20 protein-coding genes and 5 pseudogenes are annotated in these 25,554 nt (G+C 54.6%); 9 read left to right on the top strand and 16 right to left on the bottom strand.

Annotation, left to right across the window (positions count from 1 at the left end):
- Positions 1–48: 48 nt before the first annotated feature.
- From K3T82_RS50060 to K3T82_RS25965, 9 genes and pseudogenes are all read right to left on the bottom strand, one after another.
- Complete coding sequence (locus K3T82_RS50060) at positions 49–258, bottom strand: undecaprenyl diphosphate synthase family protein (protein WP_220196449.1); 210 nt, start codon at positions 256–258, stop codon at positions 49–51.
- Positions 259–577: 319 nt separating this feature from the next.
- Entirely contained in the window at positions 578–1,777 is a 1,200-nt protein-coding gene (locus tag K3T82_RS26005) for an alpha/beta hydrolase family protein (RefSeq protein WP_220196448.1), read from the bottom strand.
- Positions 1,778–1,803: 26 nt separating this feature from the next.
- Positions 1,804–2,721 (bottom strand): ABC transporter permease, encoded by a 918-nt coding sequence (locus K3T82_RS26000; protein ID WP_220196447.1) that lies wholly within the window; start codon positions 2,719–2,721, stop codon positions 1,804–1,806.
- A gap of 2 nt (positions 2,722–2,723) precedes the next feature.
- Positions 2,724–3,695, bottom strand: a complete 972-nt coding sequence (locus K3T82_RS25995; RefSeq protein ID WP_220196446.1) for an ABC transporter ATP-binding protein — start codon at positions 3,693–3,695, stop codon at positions 2,724–2,726.
- Between the two features lie 125 nt (positions 3,696–3,820).
- On the bottom strand, positions 3,821–4,750 hold the full coding sequence (locus K3T82_RS25990) for a hypothetical protein (RefSeq protein ID WP_220196445.1): 930 nt from the start codon (positions 4,748–4,750) through the stop codon (positions 3,821–3,823).
- The gene (locus K3T82_RS25985) at positions 4,747–5,061 is read right to left on the bottom strand and encodes a PadR family transcriptional regulator (protein ID WP_220196444.1); all 315 of its coding nucleotides are present in this window, start codon (positions 5,059–5,061) and stop codon (positions 4,747–4,749) included. The genes K3T82_RS25990 and K3T82_RS25985 overlap by 4 nt, the downstream gene beginning before the upstream one ends.
- A gap of 138 nt (positions 5,062–5,199) precedes the next feature.
- Positions 5,200–5,352: pseudogene (locus tag K3T82_RS25980) on the bottom strand (ISNCY family transposase); the annotation flags it as partial.
- A 234-nt stretch (positions 5,353–5,586) separates the two neighbouring features.
- A pseudogene (locus K3T82_RS47870) lies at positions 5,587–6,605 on the bottom strand (ISNCY family transposase); the annotation flags it as partial.
- Positions 6,606–6,764, bottom strand: a complete 159-nt coding sequence (locus tag K3T82_RS25965) for a hypothetical protein (RefSeq protein WP_220196440.1) — start codon at positions 6,762–6,764, stop codon at positions 6,606–6,608.
- Positions 6,765–7,875: 1,111 nt separating this feature from the next.
- Here K3T82_RS25965 and K3T82_RS25960 point away from each other — a divergent pair.
- From K3T82_RS25960 to K3T82_RS25950, 3 genes and pseudogenes are all read left to right on the top strand, one after another.
- Positions 7,876–8,329, top strand: a pseudogene (locus K3T82_RS25960) (FAD-dependent oxidoreductase); the annotation flags it as partial.
- Complete coding sequence (locus tag K3T82_RS25955) at positions 8,274–8,987, top strand: cytochrome P450 (protein WP_236031531.1); 714 nt, start codon at positions 8,274–8,276, stop codon at positions 8,985–8,987. The pseudogene K3T82_RS25960 and the gene K3T82_RS25955, both read left to right, overlap by 56 nt.
- 124 nt (positions 8,988–9,111) lie before the next feature.
- Positions 9,112–11,504, top strand: a pseudogene (locus K3T82_RS25950) (glycoside hydrolase family 65 protein).
- Positions 11,505–11,509: 5 nt separating this feature from the next.
- Here K3T82_RS25950 and K3T82_RS25945 read toward each other — a convergent pair.
- The 6 genes and pseudogenes from K3T82_RS25945 to K3T82_RS25920 all read right to left on the bottom strand — a co-directional run bounded on the left by K3T82_RS25945 (position 11,510) and on the right by K3T82_RS25920 (position 17,477).
- A complete protein-coding gene (locus K3T82_RS25945; protein WP_220196438.1) occupies positions 11,510–13,222 on the bottom strand; it encodes a sensor histidine kinase in 1,713 nt (570 codons plus the stop codon).
- 130 nt (positions 13,223–13,352) lie between these two features.
- A pseudogene (locus K3T82_RS25940) lies at positions 13,353–14,100 on the bottom strand (IS6 family transposase).
- A gap of 146 nt (positions 14,101–14,246) precedes the next feature.
- Positions 14,247–15,305 (bottom strand): NADPH-dependent aldehyde reductase Ahr, encoded by a 1,059-nt coding sequence (gene ahr, locus K3T82_RS25935; protein WP_220196437.1) that lies wholly within the window; start codon positions 15,303–15,305, stop codon positions 14,247–14,249.
- Positions 15,306–15,328: 23 nt separating this feature from the next.
- A complete protein-coding gene (locus tag K3T82_RS25930) occupies positions 15,329–15,757 on the bottom strand; it encodes a hypothetical protein (protein ID WP_220196436.1) in 429 nt (142 codons plus the stop codon).
- Between the two features lie 17 nt (positions 15,758–15,774).
- Entirely contained in the window at positions 15,775–16,071 is a 297-nt protein-coding gene (locus tag K3T82_RS25925) for an aldehyde dehydrogenase family protein (protein WP_220196435.1), read from the bottom strand.
- Positions 16,072–16,562: 491 nt separating this feature from the next.
- Positions 16,563–17,477 carry a LysR family transcriptional regulator gene (locus tag K3T82_RS25920; RefSeq protein WP_220196434.1) on the bottom strand — a complete coding sequence of 305 codons (915 nt, stop codon included), beginning with the start codon at positions 17,475–17,477 and terminating at the stop codon, positions 16,563–16,565.
- 211 nt (positions 17,478–17,688) lie between these two features.
- Here K3T82_RS25920 and K3T82_RS25915 point away from each other — a divergent pair, with 211 nt between their 5' ends.
- The 4 genes from K3T82_RS25915 to K3T82_RS25900 all read left to right on the top strand — a co-directional run bounded on the left by K3T82_RS25915 (position 17,689) and on the right by K3T82_RS25900 (position 22,331).
- Positions 17,689–18,786, top strand: a complete 1,098-nt coding sequence (locus K3T82_RS25915) for an acyl-CoA synthetase family protein (RefSeq protein WP_220196433.1) — start codon at positions 17,689–17,691, stop codon at positions 18,784–18,786.
- 8 nt (positions 18,787–18,794) lie between these two features.
- Positions 18,795–20,168: an aldehyde dehydrogenase family protein gene (locus K3T82_RS25910; RefSeq protein ID WP_420799342.1), complete on the top strand. Its 1,374-nt coding sequence runs from the start codon at positions 18,795–18,797 to the stop codon at positions 20,166–20,168.
- Between the two features lie 347 nt (positions 20,169–20,515).
- Complete coding sequence (locus K3T82_RS25905) at positions 20,516–20,803, top strand: hypothetical protein (RefSeq protein WP_220196431.1); 288 nt, start codon at positions 20,516–20,518, stop codon at positions 20,801–20,803.
- 43 nt (positions 20,804–20,846) lie between these two features.
- On the top strand, positions 20,847–22,331 hold the full coding sequence (locus tag K3T82_RS25900; RefSeq protein WP_220196430.1) for a PAS domain-containing sensor histidine kinase: 1,485 nt from the start codon (positions 20,847–20,849) through the stop codon (positions 22,329–22,331).
- Here K3T82_RS25900 and K3T82_RS25895 read toward each other — a convergent pair.
- Entirely contained in the window at positions 22,225–22,734 is a 510-nt protein-coding gene (locus K3T82_RS25895; protein WP_220196429.1) for a glycosyl hydrolase family 65 domain-containing protein, read from the bottom strand. The two genes, K3T82_RS25900 and K3T82_RS25895, sit on opposite strands and share 107 nt — an antisense overlap.
- A gap of 483 nt (positions 22,735–23,217) precedes the next feature.
- Here K3T82_RS25895 and K3T82_RS25890 point away from each other — a divergent pair, with 483 nt between their 5' ends.
- Both K3T82_RS25890 and K3T82_RS25885 read left to right on the top strand, forming a co-directional pair.
- A complete protein-coding gene (locus K3T82_RS25890; RefSeq protein WP_236031574.1) occupies positions 23,218–23,751 on the top strand; it encodes a hypothetical protein in 534 nt (177 codons plus the stop codon).
- Between the two features lie 733 nt (positions 23,752–24,484).
- Positions 24,485–25,549, top strand: coding sequence for a phosphotransferase enzyme family protein (locus tag K3T82_RS25885; protein WP_220196428.1), 1,065 nt, complete (start codon positions 24,485–24,487; stop codon positions 25,547–25,549).
- The last annotated feature ends 5 nt before the right edge of the window (positions 25,550–25,554 follow it).

Genomic DNA, 25,554 nt, shown 5'->3' with positions numbered 1-25,554 from the left:
GGGAAGATGCTACAATTCGCCGAGAAAACGCAAACGTGTTTGTTTGGTTTATACATCAGAGCGTTGAACAAAATCGCCTGACTTTTTTTTCACCAAGTCAAAGATCACATCTATTTCTGCCCGATCACGTTGGAAGTTATTGAGAGAGAGGCACCATACTGAAACAATATGTATGCCTAGCTCGTAGCACCAATGCAGAATTTCTTCCAGTTTCTCTGCTCCCTGGCATGACCAAATTGTTTTCGGTCTGTGTTCCAAATCTGATGTTCCCTTGCAAATCTTCGATTACCATCCATAATAATACCCAGGTGACGCGGAACACACCATTGCTCCTTCTCTGCCTCTAAATGCCTCAGGGAGAGCGAAGAGAAAGGATGCTTCAATGTAATCGAGAACAACTCTGCTTTATAGCACCTCCAATACTTCATAAATCGATCCTGCTGCCCTGTGATAGTTGTGCCAGCGCCAGATTGAGGCGCTCATACGTTTTGCTGCTCGCTTGCACAATGGTTGGATCATAGAAGATCCTCTTTGTAGAACTATGCTATATCACTCCACAAGGAGAAGAACGAACGTGTTAAGGGGCAAGAAACTGGACTTCTGGGTAAGCGCTTATCTTTCCCTGCAAGAGCGGGGAGGGTGTGTGGTTGAGATACATGTCAAAGAAAGCCAGGACATAGGCCCGCGTGATCTGTAGACCACGCGCCCCGTCTATAGGGCCAAGAGCACCGAGGGAGCGCAATATCCAGGGGGCGTTATCGAGAGCATAATCAGAAAAATTGAAATGCTCCGCGCCCTTGATGCACACATTGTAGCTTGCGCCTTGCGCAATTGTGCGCTGGACTGTGTGTATATCGCGCTGGAAGGACTGGCATCCGGAATCTGAGCAGGAGCCTATATCGCTTTGGAGAAACAGAAATGGACGTGTAAGGCTCATCTGAGTCGTATCACCAGTCAAGTAGCCATCCATATTAATGCCAGCCTTGCAACGTGAGTCCATATGGCAGACCTGAACCGCCGTCGCACCCCCAAAGGAATGCCCAAAGACACCCAGGCGCGTCAGGTCGAGACGCTTTGTAAACATCGTGCCCGGATCCGTGTTCAGCTTCTCTAGCTGGTCCATGGCAAAGAGAACATCCTGTGACCAGATATTGAGAAGTGGGGCAGAGTCATACTCCGGATTCCCAGCGGGCGTCGATCTGGCGACGTGTCCATCGGGAAAGACCACAATATTGGCGCTATAGATTGGCGTGATGGCAAAGATGATGTACCCGTGACTCGCGAGATCTTCAAGCAGGGTCGTATATTGTGTGGGGGTGTTGCCCATACCCGGCTCGAAGATAAGTACTGGATAACTGGTCTTGCTCTTCGCAAGTGGAGAGCCCTCAATGCTATGAGTCTGGATGGACGTACTCCTCTGTTTGAGCGACAGGCCAAGCATCGTTTGTTCCTGATCACTTATCTGTCCCCACTTCTGGGGTAGGTACGGAGCGGACCGTGCGCCTGGCATGCTCACTGCAGGATACCAGGACCACACGACAAACTCCCTCTTTGTTCCTGCTCGTGGCGCAAGCGTATCAACACGTGCCTTGTCAGTCCACACATACTCCTGCCTGCCAATAGCATAGGAGCCATTGGGGGCTGGTAATATCAACGTTTGTTCATGCCGCACTCCGATAAAGACCAGGCCGGATACAAGTACAAGAACGAGAAGCAGCAGCACAAGCGCAAAAATTTTCACGAGCCTCTTCAACCATAGTGGAAAACGTAGACGCATAAAACTCCTCCCTGAGTATTTACTCTCTATTCTTTGATATCGCGCTTCCAGGTCGTCACGAGAGTGAGCACCAGGAAAATCAGTACATAAGCTCCAACGACCATGAGAGCCTGCACCAGACTTACAGACACAAGAGGTTCCGCACCAAAGGAAGCGGACACGCCCTGTACCTCTTTAGGAAGCAACCTATCAGGCAGGCGATTAAGCTGTGGGCCAAGCAAGTACAGTGAGAGTGAAGGCCAGAAATGACTATGGGTCACCTCTGCGAGCACATTCAAGACAAGCGCACTGACATTGTCGAGCGGAAACCAGGCCAGGGAAGCGCTTATCCCAAAAGTGAGCGAGCGTCCAAGTGCGCTCATGGCTGCTGCCAACAAAATGGTCGCGCCCATGCTGATGACAACGGCAAGCAAGTCGCGACCAGTATTGGCCCAGAATGCTGATGTCGTAGCACCAAGTGGAGCGAGATTGCCTACAAGCGCAAATGAGAGCATGCAGAGAAAGATGAGTGTGATCAGAGAGAACAGGACGACAAGTCCCAGGCTCAGAAGCACGATCAGGGCCAGCTTGGCAAGCAATAGTTGCACTCGTCCGACCCCGCGTGCAAGCACAATCCGAATGGTACCATACTGGTACTCACGTCCAATGCACAGCGAAGTCAGGATCAAGAGAAAGATGCCAACCAGGATGCGAAAAAAGGTCATGCCAGTTTCCATGATGTCATAGAGAAAGTGGAGTGGCGTCTTTTGCGCGGAAAGGTTGAGATCCGGGACGCTTGCCTGAAGCAACAAGGCCGCAAGAAAGCCTATCGCCAGGATGGCAGTCATCCACCAGAAAAGACGCGCGATCTTCACAAACTCCCCACGTACGATACCTGAAAAGCTGACATATCTGACACGCTCAGAGGAAAGAAATGATGTATCAGAGGGAACCTGGATATGCATGTTTAGTTGTCTCCTTCGTGAGTATGTATGATTGAGAAGAAAACTTCTTCCAGATTTTGAGCGGCTGGCGAGAGGCTTTCAGGCGGAAAGCCTGACTGGGATAAGAAAACAAAGAGTTCGCGCCCACTCTCATTGGGAGCGGACGTGAGAATTGCCCCAGCCCCATCCAGGCGCGCCGATTGCCCCCACGACTGCTGCTGAAGGAGTATCAGGGCCTCGTGGGGGTGCTCAAGCTGTACCACAAACTCGCCCTGGCCCCGGAGCAGTTCTGCGACGCGCTTATCCGCAACCAGTTTGCCTGCATTGAAGAAGAGCACCCGCGCACAAATCTGCTGTACTTCACCTAAGAAGTGGCTGGACAGGAAAACTGTCTTATCAGCGTCTGCGAGTTGGCGGAGCAGATCGCGCATTTCAACGATGCCTGCCGGATCAAGCCCGTTGGCTGGCTCATCAAGAATGAGCAGGTCTGGATTGTTCAGCAGAGCGATCCCTATGGCAAGACGCTGCTTCATACCTAGCGAGTAGGTGCGCGCACGATCTCTCTGGCGCGCTTGCAGCCCGACCAGCTCAAGCACTTCCTCAATACGCTGGCGCGATACGCCTCCCAGAACATCGCCAAAGGCACGCAAATTGTCCCTTGCGCTCAAATGCAAATACAGCGCGGGTGACTCCACCAATGTGCCGATGCGTGGGAGTATTGAGGCGCGTTCGGTCGCGAGATCATGTCCAAACAGCTCTACTCGCCCGGCAGTGGGGGTAATCAAGCCAAGAATCATGCGGATCGTCGTTGTCTTGCCTGCACCATTGGGACCGAGAAAGCCTACAATTTCGCCGCGACGTATTTCCAGGTTGAGCTGATGGACGGCTATCCGCGAGCCGTAGTGTTTTGTTAAGCCATAGGTGCGTAAGACGGTCTCCCCTGTTGGCGAGGATGATGGAACTGTCGTGGCCTCTGGGGGGTGTTTCGCCTGCATGTTGGTACTCCTTTCGCGTAAGAAAGCCTCTAAATTTTGACATGATGAACTGTCGATAGGACCTCTGAACCTATCTTGCTAGAAGCCCGCTCTAGAGTCAGGCCATAGGGAATTATGCAGTGGTACTAAGCCGTAATTTTGTGCAAAGTGGAGTGAACTGAGAGGCCGCGTACAAGTCCGATGACGGCCAGTACGCTTGTGACGATCATCGCAAGGCTGATGCCAAGCCATGTCCCTGATGTGCTCATATCGACAATACCGTGGTTTCCCGCGAAGAATTGCGAGGCGCTCGCTCGTGTGGCAAACCCACACAGAATGGTAGCCATCGCGATGAGCACCATCGAGAGCGTTGCCAGGGTGGACGGGACCACAGCAAAGCGTAGAGCGTGTTCTGAGACGTCGCTTCGGGCGACGGTAAAGCATACCGAGCCAGCGCTGGCAATGGCTGCGATGAGAAGCATACACACAAAGATGGTTCGCCCTATGAGTATGTGTTCTGGCGTTGAAGGCTGACTCCCCTGAGGAAAGAGCGTTATGTGAAGTTGTGTCATGTTCAGAAATGCCATGTACACGAGAACGGGCACAGCCAGCCCAACCAGAAGCTCATACCGCTTCCGCACCAGGGCAGACCGAATCGCGGATATGACAATGGGTACGCCGCCAATCACCACTGCCAGGAGTGCGCTAATGGCTCCAATGATGACCAAAGTAAAGGTGATGCCAACGGGGCTTGAGGTGCTAGCGATCCGCTGGAACTCCGCATCTTCGGCCATTTTCTGCAAGCCCATGCCGGGAAGGATAATGCCGATATAGGCACAGAAGATGATCAGAAGCGAACTTCGCAGAGATGCGTTCATATGCTTCGTCTTCTCCAAGGGTGACTTATCTGCCGTTCCCAGGGATGGATGCAAGTGAGCATCGAACGCACCACGTATGATATCAATACCCTCAAGCCAGGAGAAAGGGTGAGATGTAAGTATGACCAGAAACTCTTCCTCGTAACGCTCCCGCCAGTGGCGCGGATAGAGCCGAAGTAATAGGGTATGAATATTCATAACGTTGCCAACCTCCGTAGGCCAAGCGTCGCTAACGCTTCCATGCTAATAAGTTGTTCGCGCAAGAAGATCACTCCAGCAGAGGTCAGGCGATACGGGCGGCGTCCACGTCCCTCAGCTGCGAGCGCTTCAATCAAACCATGTTCTTCCAAGCGCGCGATAGCTCCATAGAGCGTTCCCGTTCCCAGGCGCACCTGGGCGATAGACTCAATATCTTCCATAATGGCATAACCATGTTTCTTGCCACTAGCCAGGCTCGCTAAAATCAAAATGGACGGGTCAGAAAATCGTCCAAGATCAGGCATGCCCATACACTGTTCCTCCTCATTGCCATAGTACGTCTAAAAACATATCACCAAACGACATGTCGTCAGACGTACTATAATTGATAAGAGCGACACTGTCAATATCCCTGCGTGCCAAAAAAGAGGGTCTTATGTGCATGCAATCGGAACGGCACCACGTCGTCCGGTGGCTCGCCGTTCATGATAACGTACCACCCCGAAACAGTGCTCCAAATCATTGTTAATACGAGCAAGACCTGCTACTTCATAGCAGTGAAAGAGTCCCGGCGCAAAGCTGTTGGTCACCTTGAGAAAGCGCCGATGCGAGCGAGCCAGCGGTTGCTTGGGAAGCAACCATCTCTTGCAAGAGTGTTTCATACCACGCACGAACCAGCGTGGCAGAGGCCTTCTCTTCATTGCTCAGAAGAGAGGTGGCTCAATGAACCCAATGGTAGGCTTGGGCAATGGAAGCCCAAAGCTCCTCTGTTTTCTGCAACCCTTTTTTCAAGAGTCGCTGAAGTTCGCACAAGGATGGTGGGAGAGCCCTTTTTTCTACATTGGTAATCTTTCCTTGCAGAGCTTCTCTTCAAGCTCTGCAAAATATCTTTCAGGAGACTTACGGAAGCCTTCGTGACGATGGTTTAGTTCGTTCCCGCAGACGGGAAGCGACGGAGGCCACTATCCGAACGGCTCCACGGACTACCAAGCCAGAGGAGGCCTGTTTTTGCCCGGTCACCCGCCGCTCATAGTAGCGTGCTGAGCCAAATATTGCTCTAACGCGTTGTTCGTGCGTGGGAGATCAGGAAGGTCGTAGCAGTGAAAGAGGCTAGGCCAATAACTGGTGGTAACTTTGCGAAAGGTCGAGAGCATTGTAGCGAGTGTCTCAGAAGAGAGAGGCGCTTGCTCCATCTCAGCCAGGAGGTCTTCATACGCCTGACGTACCTCTGCCGCCGTCTGATTGGTGTCATTGCTCAACAGATGTGCAATCCAATGAACCCATGCATATCCGGGTTGTACATCTGACCACAGGGCGGCGATTTCGGTGAGTCCTTTAGTCAGGAAAACGTGCATGCGTTCTAACTCACGCGGCAAGCCCCTTTTTCAGAGATCCGGGTGAATGACACAACAATGGCTGAGATGCGAGCATGGAGCTTGAGGCCAGGCGCTTCTAATGGTGGTCTACCATCGTCTGTTAAGGCGCTGCAGACCGCCAAACAATCACCACAAATCACCTCAGCCTCTGCATCATTCCGTTTTTAGACGGCTCGTTCAATCGGACGGACTCCGCGAATTTGCTTTTTGAGTTCTTTCTTGGCGTACCGATCCGCTTCATAGACCGGCTTGGCCGCTTCGCGCAGGTAATGGAAATGGCACAACTGATAGGGTACGTCCGGCAATGCCGTTTGCACTGCCTTGCGGATGGAATGTTGCCCATCAGAGATCACGCCACGAATAGGAACGCCGTCAAGCATCTGTTGCACCTCACGGAGCAGATCTGCCAGATCAGCCTCGCAAGCACTCAACAGGCTCCGCGCGAGAAGGATTTCTCCAGAAAGACAGTCGCGCAGAATCTACAGGACTTTCAGCCGACAATTCCCCTGCAACGTGGTAATCGTGCGTTGGGTGCGGTATGCCACCGATATCGAGCGGCCACAGTAGCTGCAATGAGTCCGCAAGCGCGTCAGCACCTGCTCCGTCGTCGCGGGAGCGCGACAGTCTTTTCTTGCCATCAAACAATCCCTTTCCAACAGAGGGGTAGTGCCATGCCTGATGCGAGTTCAAGACGACTGGCCTGTTAGTCTTTATTCCTCTCCTGCACAACACGTGCGCTATATAACGTTTTTAACTATTTGAGCGAGAAACGTTCCCGTATCCGGTCGCAAGTACTCTCATCCATCGACTACCAGCGCATAGCTATGCTTGGCATGCTGCTTCACGCATGCCAAGCATAGCTATGCGCTGGTGGAATCGGCATATCGAAAGGTGAAAACTGTACACTAAGAAAATCATTCCATCACGGACACTCACAATGAAGCCTTCCTTGGAGAGTTATGCGTGTGTAACAACAAGAGCATACGCACGCCCTGGTGGCATATGTGAGGGCCGGGGAATGGGCAGTTCCTCCCATGCAGTTCCTGCATCTCCTGAACGGAAGCGTCCTTTATTGTTCTCTGCATAAAAGACGGTGGGTTCAGCCTCATGACCTCGGTAAGAGCTTCTTCCAATCAAGCGTTTGGGCCCATTGCCGGAAGGTATGCTCTCCTCGGGGGTGTAGGGTCAAGCAGAGCAAGACCCATCGTAGCATAAGTCGGATAACGAGGAAAAACGCGGCAAGGAGTGTCTAGTTCATGAGACAATCTTCCTCACAAGGAAGCTCGCACGAGGCAGATAGAGTGGGAAAGGGTGGTTATGGTAGCTGTCGACAGCAAACGATCGGCAGCTACCATAAAGTTGCCATCAGATGGAGTAGCGTCAGGCTCAATCTTTGTGAGGACCGCTGTAGGTCAGGCTATAACTCTTTTGTTGATCTTTCCCTCGGGTTCATACTATCAAGGGATATCTCTTGTTCGCTGAGTGAAACCAGAATGTATCGAGTATGAAGGAGTGTGCGAATGAGGATTGTGGTAGACCTGTCACGGTGTCAGAGTTATGGGCAGTGTGTCTTTGCCGCGCCGAGCGTTTTTCGGTTTCATGGCGATGAGCCCTTGAATATAACTCTACCCCTGATGGCAAGCTGCGTGAGCAGGTTATATGGGCTGCGAAAGCGTGCCCGATCCACTCCATCACTCTCGATTACCGGGATGAGCAACCTTCTCAACCAGGGGGTGTTGGAGGAAATGCATGACAAACAGCCTGCTTCCTATACCACCCAATTCTACCAATGGCCGAGTAGTGATCGTTGGGGCTTCTCTGGCCGGTTTGTACACAGCGGAGACACTGCGTGCGGAAGGCTTTCGAGGCCATTTGACCTTGATTGGCGATGAACCTTATAAACCTTATGACCGCCCGCCATTGTCCAAAACCGTCCAGACGGGATGGATCCTGGCAGAGCAAACCGCCTTGCCTCGGCGACGAGATATCGCGGCGCGGTGGCTGTTAGGAACTCCGGCGGCCGGGTTAGATTTGCCCAATCGGCACGTTCAGCTTGCTGATGGGCTACGGGTTCCCTTTGATCGCCTCTTATATCGCTACCGGCACCCGTGCGCGTCCCTGGCCGGACAAGGAACAAGCGTCCCTTGATGGGGTGTTTACGCTCCGCACTCGTGACGATGCCACCCGGTTTTATGCTCGCCTCACAATGCCGCATACGGATGTGCGAATATATGCGCCAGCTCAGCGCGAAGCGACGTGCCTATCCAAGGAATGATTTGCTCTCTGCCCTGGTTGCTGGGAACGACCCGGATGGTTGCCTGCTTGAACCAGACCTCCTGGCCACAATGCAATTGCTACTCATCGTTGGTCATGAGACGACTGTCAACCTGATCACGAACGGTATGCTGGCGCTGCTGCGCCATCCAGAGGTGTTCGATCGACTGCAACACAACCTGGATCTGGCGATCCCGATCCTGGAAGAGATCCAGCGCTATGATCCACCAGTGCAATTTGTGAAGCGTACAACACTTACTGATGTACCAATTGCCAATGTGACCATCCCGCAGGGAGCCCCGGTCATACTGTTGCTGGCATCAGGTAGCCGCGACCCCGCTCGCTTCGTCGATCCGGATCGCTTCTGGCCTGAGCGAGACGACAACGAGCATCTTGGGTTTGGTAGTGGGGACCATTACTGTGTTGATGCTCCGCTTGCTCGGCTCGAAGTAGTGACGGCCTTGAAGGCGTTCGCACGCCGACTCGAGGTCCCACGACTGGCCTGCGACCCGCCATCCTATCGCAAGAATGCTGCCCTGCGTGGCCCGGAACACCTGCCGGTTGCTTTTGAGCGTTTGAACGACTGAGAAAGAAGAGCCAACCCTCAACTATCTCGTCTCCTCACGATGAGGGCAGAGCGTTTTCTGCATATTCCTTTGGCTATTTGTGCTTCAGGTCTCCTCATCATGGGGTCGAAGGGAGAAACCATTGATGATGAAACAATCAACCATCACAATCGATGCGTGGAAAATTCACGAGACAACGCTCAACCTGGATGTGCTGGCACAGACCGAGTCGGTGTTCGCCCTCTCCAACGGACATATCGGGCTGCGTGGCAACCTAGATGAAGGAGAGCCATGTGGTCTTCCTGGCACCTATCTCAATTCCTTCTATGAGCTCCGCCCCCTGCCATATCCCGAAGGAGCCTATGGCTATCCTGAATCTGGGCAGACGATCATCAACGTGACCAATGGTAAAATCATCCGCCTCCTGGTCGATGATGCCCCTTTTGACATCCGGTATGGTCGGCTTCAAAGCCATGAGCGGGAACTCGACCTGCGCGAAGGGGTCCTACGCAGGTCCGTCACGTGGACTTCGCCGACTGAACGCACGATCAAGGTGTCGTCGATCCGCCTGGTTTCCTTTACCCAACGGGCAATCGCGGCAATCAGCTATGAGGTGGAACCACTTGACGCTCCAGTGCGCATCGTGGTGCAATCGGAGCTCGTGGCAAATGAGGCGCTACCCGATGTCGGAAACGATCCGCGAGTGGGCACTACTTCTCTTGCCCCGCTTGAAAGCGAGGAACACGAAGTTCAGAACCTGCGTGGACTCCTGATCCATCACACCCAGGCCAGCCGCCTGCGCATCGGCGCGGCAATGGATCATCTGGTCGAGGGGCCGGAAGGGATGACGATGGAAGCAGAGAGTACTCCCAACATCGCACGCGTCTCTTTCAATGTCTGGTTACGACCTGGTGAGCGACTGCGAATCATCAAATTTCTGGCCTATGGCTGGTCGAGCCAGCGCTCGCGATCAGCGATCCACGACCAGCTTATCGCTGCGCTCACTGCTGCCCGATCCATGGGTTGGGAGGGGTTGCTCCGCGAGCAGCGTGACTTTGTGCAGATGTTCTGGAAGCATGCAGGGATCGAGATGGAAGGGGATGCAGAGCTGCAACAGGCAGTACGCTTCGCGCAGTTCCATGCGCTCCAGGCATGCCGCCGAGGAGAGCAGCGCCCGATCCCAGCCAAGGGATTGACCGGACCCGGCTATGATGGGCACACATTTTGGGACACTGAGATCTTTGTTCTGCCCGTGCTGACGCTGCTCTTCCCTCACGTTGCCGCCGAAGCCTTGCGCTGGCGGCACTCGACCCTCCCGCTGGCCAGGGACCGTGCTCTCCAACTCGGACTACGCGGAGCGGCCTTTCCCTGGCGAACCATTCATGGTGAGGAGTGTTCAAGTTACTGGCCAGCAGGGACGGCTGCGTTTCATATCAACGCGGATATAGCGTATGCGGTGACTTTTTACATCGCATGCACCGACGATCACGTATTTGAGCAGGAGGTGGGGCTGGAATTGCTTGTCGAGACCGCACGGTTGTGGCACTCGCTCGGTTTCCTTGATACCCATGGGAAGTTCCTCATCAATGGTGTCACCGGACCCGACGAGTATAGCGCTCTGGTCAACAACAATGTCTATACCAATCTGCTGGCTCAGCAGAATTTGCGCGCAGCGGCAGAGGCTTCCAGGCGTCATCCGCAGGTAGCCCGCTCCCTCGGCGTAGACACAGACGAGATAACCAGTTGGAATGAGGCAGCCGAGAAGATGATCATCCCCTATGACCAGGAGCTCCAGGTCACCCCCAGGATGACGCCTTTACCTCCTATGAACGATGGAACTTTGCGAACACTACACCAAATCAGTATCCCTTGTTCCTGCACATTCCGTATTTTGATCTCTATCGTAAGCAGGTGATCAAACAGGCTGATCTGGTTCTGGCCATGCACCTGCGGGGTGATGCCTTTTCGCCAGAGCAGAAGGCGCGTAACTTCGCCTACTACGAGCCGCTGACCGTCCGTGATTCCTCGCTCTCAGCAGTGACACAGGCCGTCATCGCGGCTGAGGTGGGGCAGCTTCAGCTCGCGTATGACTATTTCGCCGAGGTGGCGTTTTTGGATCTCTATGATCTGGCGCAGAACACGCGCAACGGCCTGCATCTCGCGTCGCTGGTGGGCATCTGGACGGCCCTGGTCGCTGGCTTCGGTGGACTGCGTCTGCGCGATGGTTCTCTCGCATTTGCTCCCAGGCTGCCGGAGGGCATCAATCGGCTCACGTTCCGCGTGGTGTTCCGCAATCGTTGTATTAGGGTAAAGATCACGCCGACAGAGGCACAGTATGTGCTTGTGGAAGGCACACTGCTGGCGGTCTGGCATGAGGACGAAACCATCATGCTTTCCACCCAGAAATCCGTCACCCGGCCCACATCTCAGATCCAGGCAGGCCCACGACCGGATCAGCCACCTGGGCGTGTCCCTCTGAAACGTGCTGCCCGCTCCCTCTCCGAGGGACCAGCGGAGCTACTCCATCATAACAGGTAGAGGTGTTATGTTGTTGACACACTTGTTGGTTTGACCATTGGTAAGGTTAACCAGGATGTCGCTCCCTGCCCAGGGGTGCTTTCAACCCCAACGGTGCCATGATGGTGTTCGAGAAGCATCCGGTACAGGTAGAAGCGTAACCCTCCACTCAAATCCAGTTCCTGCTGAACAGAGCTGCCTTTTCCCCGATAGAAGCGATCCCAAAGGCGAATCTGCTCTTCAAGAGGGATACCTGCTCCTTTGTCATGGACCGAGAAGCGGGCCATCTGCACCTCTTCTTGCACCTGAACGGTCACAGGCTGCTCTACCGGAGAAGAGGCGAGGGCCGTGGTCAGGTAGATGGTGAGCACCTGAGTGATCCGCCCGGCATCGGCCAGGATAGAGATGGTGGAGTTGGGTGTCAGGATTTCGAGCTTGATTGCTCGTCCGGGCTCGGACTTCTGCTGCTTCACTACTACCTGTTTGACCAGCACAAGCAGATCACAGGGAGCAAGCGTGAGATCCAGCTGACCAGCCTGAATACGCGCGTCATCTATCATATCCTGCACCATACGCTCTTGCAGCCGGACGCTCTGCTCGGCAGATTCGAGCGACCGTCGGGCCCGTTCAAGCTGCGCGCTTGTGCGCTCAGCCTGTTGAGAGATCTCGCTCCGTAATCGCTCTAAGCGGCGCTGTGCTAACTGCAAATTTCCCTTAATCCCCGTCAGTGGGGTGCGCAGTTCATGACTGGCAAGCCGCAGGAAGTCGTAGCATAGCCGAGTCACTTCGGACAGGACCAGCTCTCTGGCCTGTTTCTCTAAGGACGTTTGCAAGGAGCCCAGACATTCAATGAACAACCGAATGTGTTCGTTGACCTCCCTCACGAGATCAATCTCCTCCTGGGTATATCCACCCTCCCACTGGTGTTTGTGGATCACAATCATTCCAGCCAAATGCTGCTCCCGAAACAATGGAAACACCAGAAGGTTCGCGTTCCCAAACTCTTCAGGATACCCGGTCGGAATATGGAAACAACCTGGTGAGAGAATCACCTCCTGATTCGCCTGGAGACGAGCAAGCACGGTTTCGTCAAAAAAATCAGCGAAGCGAAAACGCCAGCCATGCTCCCGGAAGAGGTGTTCTCGCTCGGCGGAGAAGCCGCTCCCGGCAACGTGTGCCACAAGAGGTAGTGGAGCACGAAAGGCAACCAGGTTCACACACCAACATGCCAGGACCTGACGAATGACATCTACGAGCTGTTGGTCGACAAAGCGCACCGGCAGGGAGAGGAGACAGGGGTCTTCAGAGTGCCCTGCAAGGAATTGCTCGGGAATCCGCGCGATGGCATCGTTCAAGGTCATCAACGCTTCGTAGACCCGCTGGATGTGCAGGGCCTTTTGATAGCGGGAAGTCATCACTTGAAAGGACGCGAGCACGCCTGTCGGCTGCAGTCCATCAAACACCAGTGAACAGCGCAGTTCGAGGCATATCTGGTGATCGGAAGGATGAGTAAGGACAAGAGTTTGCTCGTAGGGGAGGGGCACGGCTTCTTGCTTGAGGGTGGTCAGGCTCAGCAACCAGAGCGGAAAAGAGAACGATCGTTGTTGTTCGTCACACCACGTATAGCGCTGGAGGAACTGCTGGGTTGAGGTGCCGCACCAGGGCGCTGAATCCTGGACCTCAAAGAGCGTCAGCGCCGCAACATTCAGGAAGAGAAGCTTTCCTGCCCGGTCCCACACTACGATAGCATCAGGAAGAGAGGAAAAAAATGATGAAGGTGTGAACGCATGGGAACACGAAACACACTTGGAGAGAGGAAAAGTCTACCACCTTGGCAAAACGATCAATCTCAGTAACTTGAAAAACTGATCAGGACGCGAAAGGGTCGTGCTCTTGGCTCTTGTTGGTTTCACACTCAATTGACATCTCTTTCCACGCCAGGAAACGATCCCATATGAGGACACGGTGATCTCTGGCAGTGAGGCGATGCCGTTTTCAGACGAAAGTGATCCAGGATCTGCCCAAATGCAGAGAGAAACTGTTGGGCCTGTCCTGGGGATTTGAAGTGGCGCATGGTTCGCTCGCGTTGTCGAGTTGATTGGTGCGAACGCTCCGCGCAATTGTTAAGCCCTTTGTGCTGGCGATGTTCTACACTTCGCAAGATCTCCTTCTTCGCTGCAGCGTAGCTAGCCTGTTTGTCCGTGATGATCACCCGTGGGACGTATTGCAAGCCCTTGGGCAGTTTCCGGAAGAATTTCTTGGCTGCTTGCTTATTACGTCGGCTTTGCACCAGGATATCCAGGACATTTCCACACTGATCAACAGTTCTCCACAGATAATGAGTCTTGCCATTGATCTTGAGATACACTACATCCAGGTGCCACTTGCCACCCGTTTTTGGGCGACAACGTTTCAGTTCATTGACATAGGTCTGGCCAAATTTCAAACACCACCGCCTGATGGTTTCGTAGGTCAACACGACCCCACGCTCTGCCATAATCTCTTCAACATCACGGAAACTCAAGGAGAAGCGGAAGTACAAACAGATGCAATGGCCAATTATCTCAGCTGGGAAGCGAAAACCTTTGTAGAGGGATGCAGATGCTTGTGTTTTCATGAATGTGAGTCTATTAGAAAATGGAGCCACTCAGCCAGTTGATAATACCAGATCAACTGGCGACTTTGACAACAATGATCCTGGTGGGCAATCTTTTTGGGGTAGCCTACCCACCAGGATCATATTGGGATTTTTATACTCCACCCTTAACCCAGGATTTTCCTGCGATCAGTGGGTGTAATTTCCGTGCTTCCAAAATCCGCGTCGAGCACAATACGGTAATGCGCTTTACCTGATTCCAGGCGGGCGAAAGCCTCATTCACATTACTCATCTTAAAATGCTCAACTTGTGGCACAATATGATGACGTGCCGCAAATTGCAACATATCCGCAATAGCGACCGGTGAACCCGTGGGAGATCCTGAAACACTCCGCTGACCGTTGATCAGGTCGAAGGCTGCAATAGGAATGGCTTCCAGCACGGCACCAACGATGTGTAACTGTCCCTGAGGCGCAAGCGTGTCGATCAACGCCGACCAATCGAGTGGGACATTCACGGCGACGAGCATGTGGTCGAGAGTACCAGCCTGGACACGAATTTCTTCCGCATTCCGGCTCGAGAAGACCCGGTGAGCACCAAAGGCTCGTGCTTCTTCATATTTGGCCTCACTGGAGGTAAAAGCGGTCACTTCACAGCCCCAGGCGGCTGCAAACTTCAGAGCCAGATGGCCAAGTCCGCCAATGCCGACTACCCCAACACGCTGAGTGGGTTTGATATCATGGATGAGGAAAGGCGAGAAGACCGTTATGCCACCGCACAGGAGAGGACCTGACGCGCTTGTGTCTAAGGCATCAGGTAATGGAATGACCCAGGTCCACTGAGCACGTACCCGTTCAGCAAAGCCGCCGTAGTGACCAACGATCGTCGGAACAACCTGGCTGCAGAGATGGTGATTGCCTGAAAGACACTCGTGACAATGCAGACAACTCTGGGCAGTCCAGCCAAGTCCAACATGCTGACCGATGGTCAGCCCTTTGGTAGACTCCCCTAAGGCGACCACGCGACCGATGACTTCGTGACCAGGAATGCAGGGATAGGCTGATATCCCCCATGCATTGTTGCAGATGGAAAGATCAGAATGGCAGAGTCCACAGGATTCTACCGCGATTTCAACTTCCTCTGGACCAAGCGGCCCAGCCTCGTATTCGTAGGGGTCGAGGGGCTGCCCAGGACCATGAGCAGCCCAGGCACGGATTTTGGACATAGTGTTCTCCTTGCTCCTACGTCTTACATTTCACTCGCAACCACAGTTGGGTTGTGCCAGCCGCCAGCATCAGCGATGAGTTTCTCGGCTTCAGGTGGTCCCCAGGTGTTGGGCTCGTACTCATAGAAAGGGGTTGCCTCATCCAACACCTGATCGACCACGCGCCAGGCAGCTTCCACCGTATCCTCGCGCACAAAAAGCGCAGGATCGCCGCGCAACGCATCACCGAGCAGGCGTTCGTAGGGAGCCATGATCCCTGGAGATTGATGACTGGCAAGCAGTTCCACATCTTCCCCACGCCAGCTCTCTCCAGGCAGCTTCGAACGCGCTTGAAGCGCAACCTGTATCTGTGGACTCATGCGAAAACGCAGATGGTTCCGGGCGGCTTGCTCTTCAGCGAAGGCCGTGTGGGGCGGCTCTTTCAGGCGCCCCAGCCCTTCGGTACAGGTCACCAACAGGCATTTGACCGTTAGGAGCCTCCATTAGCCTCTTCCTCAATGAGATCTCCTATGCGCATCAAGGTTTGCGCGCGCTCATACACATTCAACTTGCGCCAGGCATCGCTCGTAAAAGCCTTGCTGGCCGCAGTAATGGCATCCTCAACATCGCTCGCGGTTGTTTCGGCCACGAATGTTATCGCTTCCTCTGTGGCGGGATTAAGAATGGGGCGAGTTTTCCCGTCACGCGCGGGACGCCACTGTCCATCAATGCAGAGCTTCCCTTCGGTCAGAGGGAAGGACAGTTTTCGTTGCTGAACGGTAGTCATAGCAATTCCCTTCTGTCCACACATCATCGTGGATCCACGTTGGTTGATGATCCTAACAGCGATGCTTCTATCTGGATATCTTAGAAACAAGAGGGGAGAGGGTGAGAGAGCCTAGAGCCGAGCACCGATGCCATACAATAGGAAACAACCTCGCTGCATGCCAGAGCGTCTTCATGAGCTTACTCATGCTTTGTTTGCATGTTTTTTTCTATTTCTCTATTCCCTACCATAAGGATAGACCCTTCAGGCAAACAGGGCCATTTTGATAGCAAGATTTACAACAAGTAAGTGGCGCTAGCATGCAGTCAGCGCCACTTACTTGTTGTAGATAAAATCTGCAATTCTAGCCTCCTTTATCAACTCTGATTTTTCTCGACCGCTATGCGTAGAACAGGACAAACGCTTGATGAGCGAGCGCCTCAACACGCTGGGCCAATTCATCGATCTGTTCAATGAAGCCAAGGTCAAAGTCCAGGAGTCTACACCAGGATTCACGGGCTCTCTTGCTCAAGTTGGTGGAAATACTGGATGACGAACGCTCGAAACTGCTGTGCCGCCTGCGAGAGGTAATGCGTGGTGCGCCAGGCAAGCCCGAGCTGACGCTGACAGCGCGGTTCGGCGATGGGAAGGGCTCGTGCTGCGAGTTGAGGGGTACTGCGTACCATGAGGCGGGGGATAAACGTCACCCCCAAACCAGCCCTGACCAGGCCGCGAATCGTCTCGGTCTCGTCGCCCTCAAACACGATTCTGGGCGTAAAACCCACCTGGCGACAGAAGCAGTCGGTCAGCTCCCGTAAGCTATCTCCAGCCCTCAAACTGATAAAGGGCTCGTGGGCCACTTCGGACAAGTGAATGCTTTTCCGCCCAGCTAGAGGATGTCCGAGCGGCACCACCAGATAGATCTCTTCATTCAGCAAGGGAATCCAGCCAAGGCCCTCCTGCCAGTGGGTATTCTCCTGCTCAAGCGGAGGAGAGATAATGCACAGGTCGATTTCTCCTCGTTCCAATTGCTGCTGCGCCGCCTGCAGCGTGCGCTGATGGAAGAGGTGGAAGCTAATGTGAGGATGGAGTTCCTGGAAGGCACCCAGCAGCTCAGGCAAGATCTGGGGCACGATCACGGAGAGTGCAATCTGGCCATACTCCGTGCCTGCCAGGTCAGCTAGCTCCTGCCTGGCCTCGTCCAGTTCCCCAAACAGACGTTCCACATGCCGCAGGAGCACTCTGCCAAAGGCGTTGAGCCGGATGTACCTCCCTTGTCGCTCAAAGAGCGGCACCCCCAGTTCGTCTTCCAGATGCGCAATGGTCTGGCTGAGCGAGGGCTGGGCAATCGAGAGCGCTCTGGCTGCCTGGGTCATATGCTCCATCCGGGCTACCGTTTGAAAATACTTCAGTTGTAAGAGATTCATCGGACTCTGCCTCCTCGTCTGCTGACGTGTATTAATAGGTTCCTCTCTATAAAACAATAGGTGATTTGGTATTGGACTTTATGAGTACCTATCCGTAATATAAATAGTGTTATCAATAAACTATATAATCACATCAATACGACTATTGATGTGTATCCTATATAACTCAGCTGGTCGAGTGTCTTCGGCCAGGAAAGAAAGGTGATTTCCCATGATTACATTGCATTCCCCCCTCGATCTTCCCCTGGGAGCCAGCGTTGATCAAGAGGAATTCGTTCGTGCCGTTATGGAGTGGCACTTCAGTCCCGAAACCGGATCAGCGTACTGGCTGGAACGGGCTAAGTCTCTGCACTTCGATCCACGCAAGGACATCAAGAGCGTGGAGGATCTGGCGCTGTTTCCCAATCTTGTCAATGAATTACGCGACGTGCGCGTCGAGGACTTGATCCCCCGTGGATATGGAGCCCATCCTGAGGTTGTCGGTATCTATGAAAGCGGAGGCACCACCGGGGCTCCCAAGCGCGTTGTCTTCCTGCGTGACTGGTTCGACCGCTCACAGGCACACACAAGCGCTAAGCTCGATGCGCACGGCTTACCACGCAACGTGAACTGGCTTGTCGGCTTCCCAAGTGGACCTCATATGGCCGGCGCGTTCCACAAGCAGCAGGCCACGCAGCGTGGTGGTCTGGCCTTTACGATCGATATGGACCCACGCTGGGTCAAGAAGCTGATTGCCGCCGGCAAGATCGAGGAGGCTGAGGCTTACAGCGAACACCTCGTCGAGCAGATCACGCATCTTTTGCGTACACAGGATATCGGTATCCTTTCGATTACTCCGCCAATGCTGGAACGGATCGCCCGCCACGATGACCTGGTCGAACTGATCAACCAGAAGGTGCAAGGGATCCTCTGGGGAGGCGCGCACATGGACGCCGATACCCGCCACCTGTACCAGACCGAGGTTTTTCCAGGTGTGAAGCTGGTGGGACTCTATGGAAGCACCATGATCCTGGGAGGCTCCGCCGAACGCCTGGGTCTTACCGACGACGATCCCTGCATCTTCGATCCGCCCTCGCCGTTCATCATTTTCAGCGTGATCGACCCCGCCACTGGCCGCAGGGTTGGCTACGGCGAGCGAGGCCAGGTGGTAATGCACCATCTCAGCAAAGATATGCTGCTACCCAACAATCTGGAGCGGGATATGGCCACGCGGATCGAAGCACCAGAGGGCCAGTTGGGAGACTCAGTGGCCGATGTGACTCCTGTTGCACAGTTTGACAATGAAGCCGTCATTGAGGGGGTGTACTAATGAGTGTAATGCATGAACTGATCGCGGTGGACGCCCTGGGACCTCACGGAGCCTACCGAGCCCGCAACCGACTGACTATCTCGGATGTGGCGGGCCACCCACTGGCCGAGCTGAGCCTGGTGCCCAGGCTCTTCGTCACGCGAGCTATGGCCGCGCTGCGCAAGGCAGATACCTTGCCACTGGAGGAGCGCCTGGGCGCCCTGGTACGAGCTGGCGAACTTTTCGCCTACGGAGTGATCAACGGGATGTCTGCTCCTACGTATCAGCATCTCGTGAGCCGGATGTCCGGCACGCCAATTTCCATCGTGCGCGAATCGGTTGAGGGGATTTCTCGCAAGGCCGCTGAGGTGTACGACAGCGCTCAGCAGGCCCGGCCCATTGGGGCGGTGAACGACTGGCACGAGCCCAAAGCGCGCGAAGGGACAGCGGTCTGGGTCCGGCGCGGGAATGTTTTCGCGGTGCATGCGCCGGGCAACTACCCTGGTGTGCATAGCATCTGGTTGGAGGCGCTGGCCCTGGGTTACCGGGTGGCCGTTCGGCCCTCGCGGCGCGAACCACTCACGCCGTCTCGGCTGATCGCTGCGTTGCGGGCCTGCGGGTTTGGCGACGATCAGGTCGTCTTGTTGCCCACCGATTACAATGAAGCCTCCGAGATCCTGCGCCAGGCCGATCTCTCCATGGTCTACGGAGGGCAAGAGGTGGTAGACACATACGCCACCAATCCCACGGTGCTGCCGCAAGGACCCGGTCAATCGAAGATCCTGCTCACAGCGGATGCCGATTGGCGTGAATACCTCGACATGATCGTCTCCTCGATCAGCCACGAGGGCGGGAGGGCCTGCATTAATACCACGGCGGTGTTTGTGGAAGGCAACCCGACGCCGGTCGCTGAAGCCATTGCCGAGCGGCTCGCGGCGATTAAGAGCCTGCCGCCGGAGGATGAGCAGGCAGTGCTGACAGCCTATCCCCTCGAGGCGGCGCAGAAGATCGAGCGCTACTTGCTGGCCAAAGCAACTGGGACCAGGGCGCATCTGGGGGGCGAGGGCGTCGTCGATGACCTGGGGGATGGTAGTGCGGTGCTGCGTCCCGCCGTCCACCAACTGGATCGCCCCGACGCACCCCAGGCGAACATTGAACTGGCTTTTCCGTGTGTGTGGGTCGCGCCCTGGTCGCGGGCGGCCGGGATCGCTCCGTTGAAGCAGACCCTGGTGCTTACTGCGGTGACAAAGGACGAGCACCTGCTGGACGAACTGCTCGCAGAGCCAACGATTAAGAATCTTTACATCGGCAACCATCCGACGTATTGGCTCGAACCAGGCATCCCCCACGATGGCTACCTCGGCGAGTTCCTGATGCGGACCAAAGCCGTCATCCGCGACTGAGACACGACCGCGCGAGATGCAGTACCCGCGCTCAGGAGCAAGACGGATGGAAAAGGAGAAAACGACCCATGGAGTATCGTGTGGCCGTCCGAGTGGCGAGGCCACCCACCTGATAGTGGAAATCAACGGTGTTCAGTTCGCGCCGTTCGCTGTGGTGCGGGTGCTTTGGCCCAACCTCGCGCTTCCGCCTGAGCGCATGCGTGTGTTTGTTTCCTCCTCGCACGCAGACCTGGATGAGCAGGTGCAGCGAGGAAACACGGACTTATGTACTTCCTCGCTCACGGCGAGCCAATTCCTGCAGAAGATGGGGTTCCTTTCACCAGCGGGGGAAAGAGACGGATCAGCAGGTGGGAATGGCCGAGAACCAGGGAACGACAGTGAGCGCGTTCACTGTGCCATCCGAAATGGCCGAGCATGGTGGGGAAGCACAAGAACAGGATGCGGGCCTTGGATGGCAACTTCTGCAGAGGCGAACAGAACGCGAACAGGGCGACGGTGGATTCAATCATGACCTGCCATACCGCTTCAGCTTGCCCATCTGGACCCCACAAGCCGTCACCTGGGTCAGGCTCGTGACGAAGGTGCAGTCCGGTGGTAAACATCATCGGTGGACACGCACCAGGGAACGACAGTGAAAGAAAAAGGGATGAGGAATCTCTCACAACAAAGGAGAAGAAAATGAATGAAGCGCAAATCCAGCTCGCGCTGGAAGCGACGCGCGTGGGCGCGTGGGAGCTGGATCTGCATACCGGCGGGCTGGTATGCACCCCTCGGGCTCGCATGCTCTGGGGCTTCCCGCCCGACGTTCCGCTCAATCTTCAGGACCTCCTGGCAAGGGTTCATCCCGATGACCGTGAGCGCGTCGCTCGGATCTTTGATAAGGATCGCCTCGACCTTCAGGAAGGGTTCGAGCACCGCCTCATTTGGCCAGATGGGAGCCTGCACTGGCTGAGTGGGGGAGGACAGGCAATCCATGACAAGCAAGGCCGGATGGTTCGCCAGATCGGGGTCGCCGTGGAGATCACTGACCGCAAGCGAGCGGAAGAGGAACTGCGGGAGAGTGAGCAGCGCTTCCGCCGGCTGATGGAGTCCAACCTCATTGGGATCGTTGTGAGCGACCTGGAGGGCACCATTATGGAGGCCAATGCGGCCTTTTTCGATCTGGTTGGCTACACCCAGGAGGATATAGCAGCATCCCGCGTGAACATGATAGAGATGACATCCCTGCAGTACCAGGCGCAAGTCGCCCAGGCGTTCAAGGACGTCCTGGTGACTGGTGTGGCTCATCCCTTTGAAACAGAGTGTGTGACCAAAGATGGCCGTCGTGTGCCGCTGCTGGTGGGAGGCGCATCTTTTCGCAACGCCGACTCTACGCAATTCGCCGTCAATTTTGTTGTCGATTTGACCGCCCGCAAAGAACTCGAACGGCAAAAAGACCTCTTCCTGAGCATGATCAGCCATGAATTGCGTACCCCGCTGACGATCCTGAAAGGGACGCTCCAAGTGCTCAAGCGGCGGCTCAAACGGCAAGAGGCGATGGTGGAGCAGCACTCTCTGGAGTTCATTTCTCCCCTGCTCAAGGAACTGGCCACGGCGGAGCGCCAGGTGAATGTCCAGACGCGCCTGGTCAACGATCTGCTCGATGTCTCGTGTATCACCGCCGGCAAATTACCGCTCACGCTACAGCTCTGTGACTTGCTGGCGCTGGTGCGTGAAACTGTCGAAGATCTGCGGCACATGGCGCCGCACCGAGTGCTGCTACTCGATCTACCAACGCAGACGACGGTTCCCGTGCTGGTGGACAGGGGCCGTATCAAACAGGTGGTGGCCAACTACCTGACCAATGCATTGCGCTATTCAAGCCCTGAGCAATCTGTCTCCATCGGCATGATCCGGCAGGATGGGAGGGCTCGTGTCTGGGTACGGGATCAGGGGCCAGGCATCTCGAAGCAGGCTCAGAAGGACATCTGGCGGCGCTTTCGTCGCGGTGAAGACCTGCCTGTCGGCAGCAGCGCTGAGCGAGGGCTTGGCCTGGGTCTCTATATCTGTCAGACGCTCATTGAAGCACACCAGGGAGAAGTCGGCGTGGAGAGCACACTCGGTTCTGGGTCGACCTTCTGGCTTGCGCTGCCCGTCGTCGATCAAGCCAGAAAGCCGTCATGAGAAACAGCATCACCACCCTGCCCGTTGTGATGTGGCAGCTCCCGTGTCCTCTTGGAAAGGGTCGGACAGCCCGTTTCAGAGGTGCGCGCCCAGGTGGTTGCTTCGGCTGCGGCCCTGCCTGGATCCGTGGAGTAGGTCGGATGACGGCTTCCTGGGTGGAAAGGGTGATGTTCTTGCTCTCATGCCAGACCACCAGCTGCTCGCCTTCCAGAAGCGCATACCTGACCTCGGTCGTCGTGATGTCCACCCCGATACAACGATTGCGGAACACCACGTGGAAGGCGATCCGGGCGATGCCCTCTGGCAGCCTGGGGACAAACGCGAGGGAACCATCGCGCAGACGCAGTCCACCGAAGCCAGCGACCAGGGCCGTCCAGATGCCCGCCAGTGACGCGAGATGCAAGCCGTCGCGCGTGTTCTGTGCCAGATCATAGAGAGGTTGTGTTGCAAGAAATAAAGAAGAGTATCCTGAACGAGATGTTTGCTTTCTTACGAATGATTATGCTGCTAGGCTAAAGGCTGATGATAGAGATATTCCTACACTTATGCCCAATGGTGAAATACGTACACTTTGAATCGGAAGAGGAGAAGAAGCGAAAAGAGCAGAATGGATACTGGTACGAGTATCCCAACGCAGGAGGCTTAAGAGAATGGATTCCATCTGGCCCCCGCTCACAGCAAAAGGTACAAGAGGCGCAGATTCGCGCACGGTGGAGTGCAATAGTAAGTGGCGCTGGTAGATGATGATGCAACTCTGATAGAGAGGTGGTAAATGAACTGAAGAGTGGACCGATTTTGGGGGGTGAGAATATGATCTGAAAGATGGAACTTGAGGCTTCATTGCCTAAGAAAAACCGCTTCACATCTGGTGTAACTTCGATTGAAAGTGGTACATACCGATTTGGGCCCGAAAACTGTCTTGATTTTTTGGGCCATCAGAGCTACAATCAAGAACATGGAGAAAAAAATAGGAAGCGAAGCATTACGACCAAACCCAGCGCTTGAACCCTTTAAGGTTTTTGTGGGCCAATGGCAAACCACCGGGTCTCATCCCTACCTTCCCGGGACAATCTTGCATGGCCGTACAACTTTTGATTGGCTTGCTGGCGGCGCATTCTTGATCATGCATTCAGAGATTGACCACCCTAGTTTTCCTGACGGGGCTGCGATTTTTGGCAGCGATGATGTGGCAAAAACCTATTTTCAGCTTTCCTTTGATGAACGTGGCATCTCCAGAAAATACGACATGACCATAACGGGAAATCAGCTCAAGTGGTGGCGTGATGAGCCAAGTTTTTCTCAGCGAGTCACCATGACCATAGAAGATAACGGCAACAAGATGGAAAGTCTGGGTGAAATGTCACGAGAGGGAGCAGCCTGGGAGAAGGACCTTGCACTGACATACGTACGATTAAGATAACTCACTCACACTTCTCTCCCTTCCCAATGTGCGATGCATCTCCAGGAAACGACACGATCTATGGGGGAGTGCTCGCCTGTCTCGTGTATCAGTCTGTGGAGGCTGCCTGGTTGATCATCAGACCCTCTCCAGAAAACAAGGATGTGGTAACTGCCAAGAGCGTTCGAGCTCTTGACAACTTTCTCTAATACTTCCCTAGATATGCAGCGTTTTTTCCAGGCATCCTCGCCTCAAGTTCCATCCTTCAATACACAATCCAACCGCATTCCGTGCAAAATCGGTCCACTCTTCAGTTCATTTATAATTTACCAAGAGGGGATGCGACTACTCTTCTGCATCTTTATCAAAAGGAGACTTCTCAACGAGATGGAGAGGGGTACGCGCGGCAGCCCGATCCTTGGTTTCGTCGGCCCCAACAGCTAGATTAATTGGTTCTGAGTCGAACAACGGCAATTGAACAATGCCGGCAACACGCCGTCTCCTGCGAGCGGGACTAGCTCCGTTTTTTTCATTAGAGAAGCCACTCGCCCGGCCCCAGATCGAAGAGCGCGAGCTGCGGGGAGCGAAACAGCGTCTCAGCCAGGCGAGGATGACTGACTTCTTGCAAATGCTTATGATCATCTTGCAGGGAGACAGTGTACCTGTGGTTTGAGCGAGGCGAGCAAGGGCAAGTTGTAGTTCGACTTGTTGAGCGTGTTAGAGGGGTTGTTGTCAGAAGGTGCGAATGAGATCTATGCTTGCTCTCTCTGACCTGCGCCGCGCCTGGAACCTCTCACCTATTCTCTCAACATGGACACCTGAAACCGGAACCATTCATCGTATCCTCTTACTCAAGACAATTGAAGGGAGCTATGCTCTGCGCGCGTACCGCTACACACCGGATGAGTGCTGGCGCATTTCCTGTGAGCACGCCCTCATTGCATATGCACAAACACATGGCCTTCCCGTTCTCTCCCCTTTGCCTTTATCGAATGGCGAGAGCATCCTTGAGCAGGAAGGCCATTTTTATGCGCTCTTCCCGATCGCTCCAGGACAGCAAATTGCTCGTGGTGACCTGACACTCCATGAGATAATGGTTATGGGGCGTTTCCTGGGCGAACTTCACCAGATCCTCGTCAACTATTCTCATGAGCGAGTCCCTCACCGCTCATTTACAATTGATCGTACAAAGACGCCCGCAACCATAGATACCATTGAAAAGGTTATTCGTTCCCAGCCTCCTGGGAACGGTGAGGACAGCCAGGCATTGTCTCGATTAGCTGAGCGTCGTGCCTGGCTCGCAACAACCCCATCAGTCAATCTCGAAGATCTTTCATCGCTTGAACAGCAGGTCATTCACGGCGACTATCAAGAAACCAATCTGTTCTTTGAAGATGGGCAGGTGAGTGCGGTTATCGATTGGGATCAGTCGTACGTTGCGCCTCGTGCTTGGGAAGTCGTGCGGACCCTTCATTATGTCTGTAAGCTTGAGAAAAACGCGTGTCGTACCTTTCTTGAAGCCTATCGCTGCATCCTCCCGCTCACGTCAACGGAATTAGAAGTGGCTGCTGCTGCCTATGGGTGGGTGCGTGCTCACGATCTCTGGCATTATCAGGCGATCTATCTCAAGGGAATCAGCGGGTGCGAGCCTTTTTGCAGCCAGGGCCATTTCTTCCTTTTGCGCAGCGATGGGCTGCGCTTCACGATTTCTTATCTTCTAGCAAGAGTCCATTCCATTCTCTGTCGCCAGACTGATGAACCGAAGGGTAAACTCCTAGTGCAAACTCAAGAAGGACGATCAATGAGGCGATATAATTGAGCTAT

The sequence above is a fragment of the Ktedonospora formicarum genome (genome assembly GCF_016587355.1).
Taxonomy (GTDB): Bacteria; Chloroflexota; Ktedonobacteria; order Ktedonobacterales; family Ktedonobacteraceae; genus Ktedonobacter; species Ktedonobacter formicarum.
This window is presented reverse-complemented; position numbering and strand designations above follow the sequence as displayed.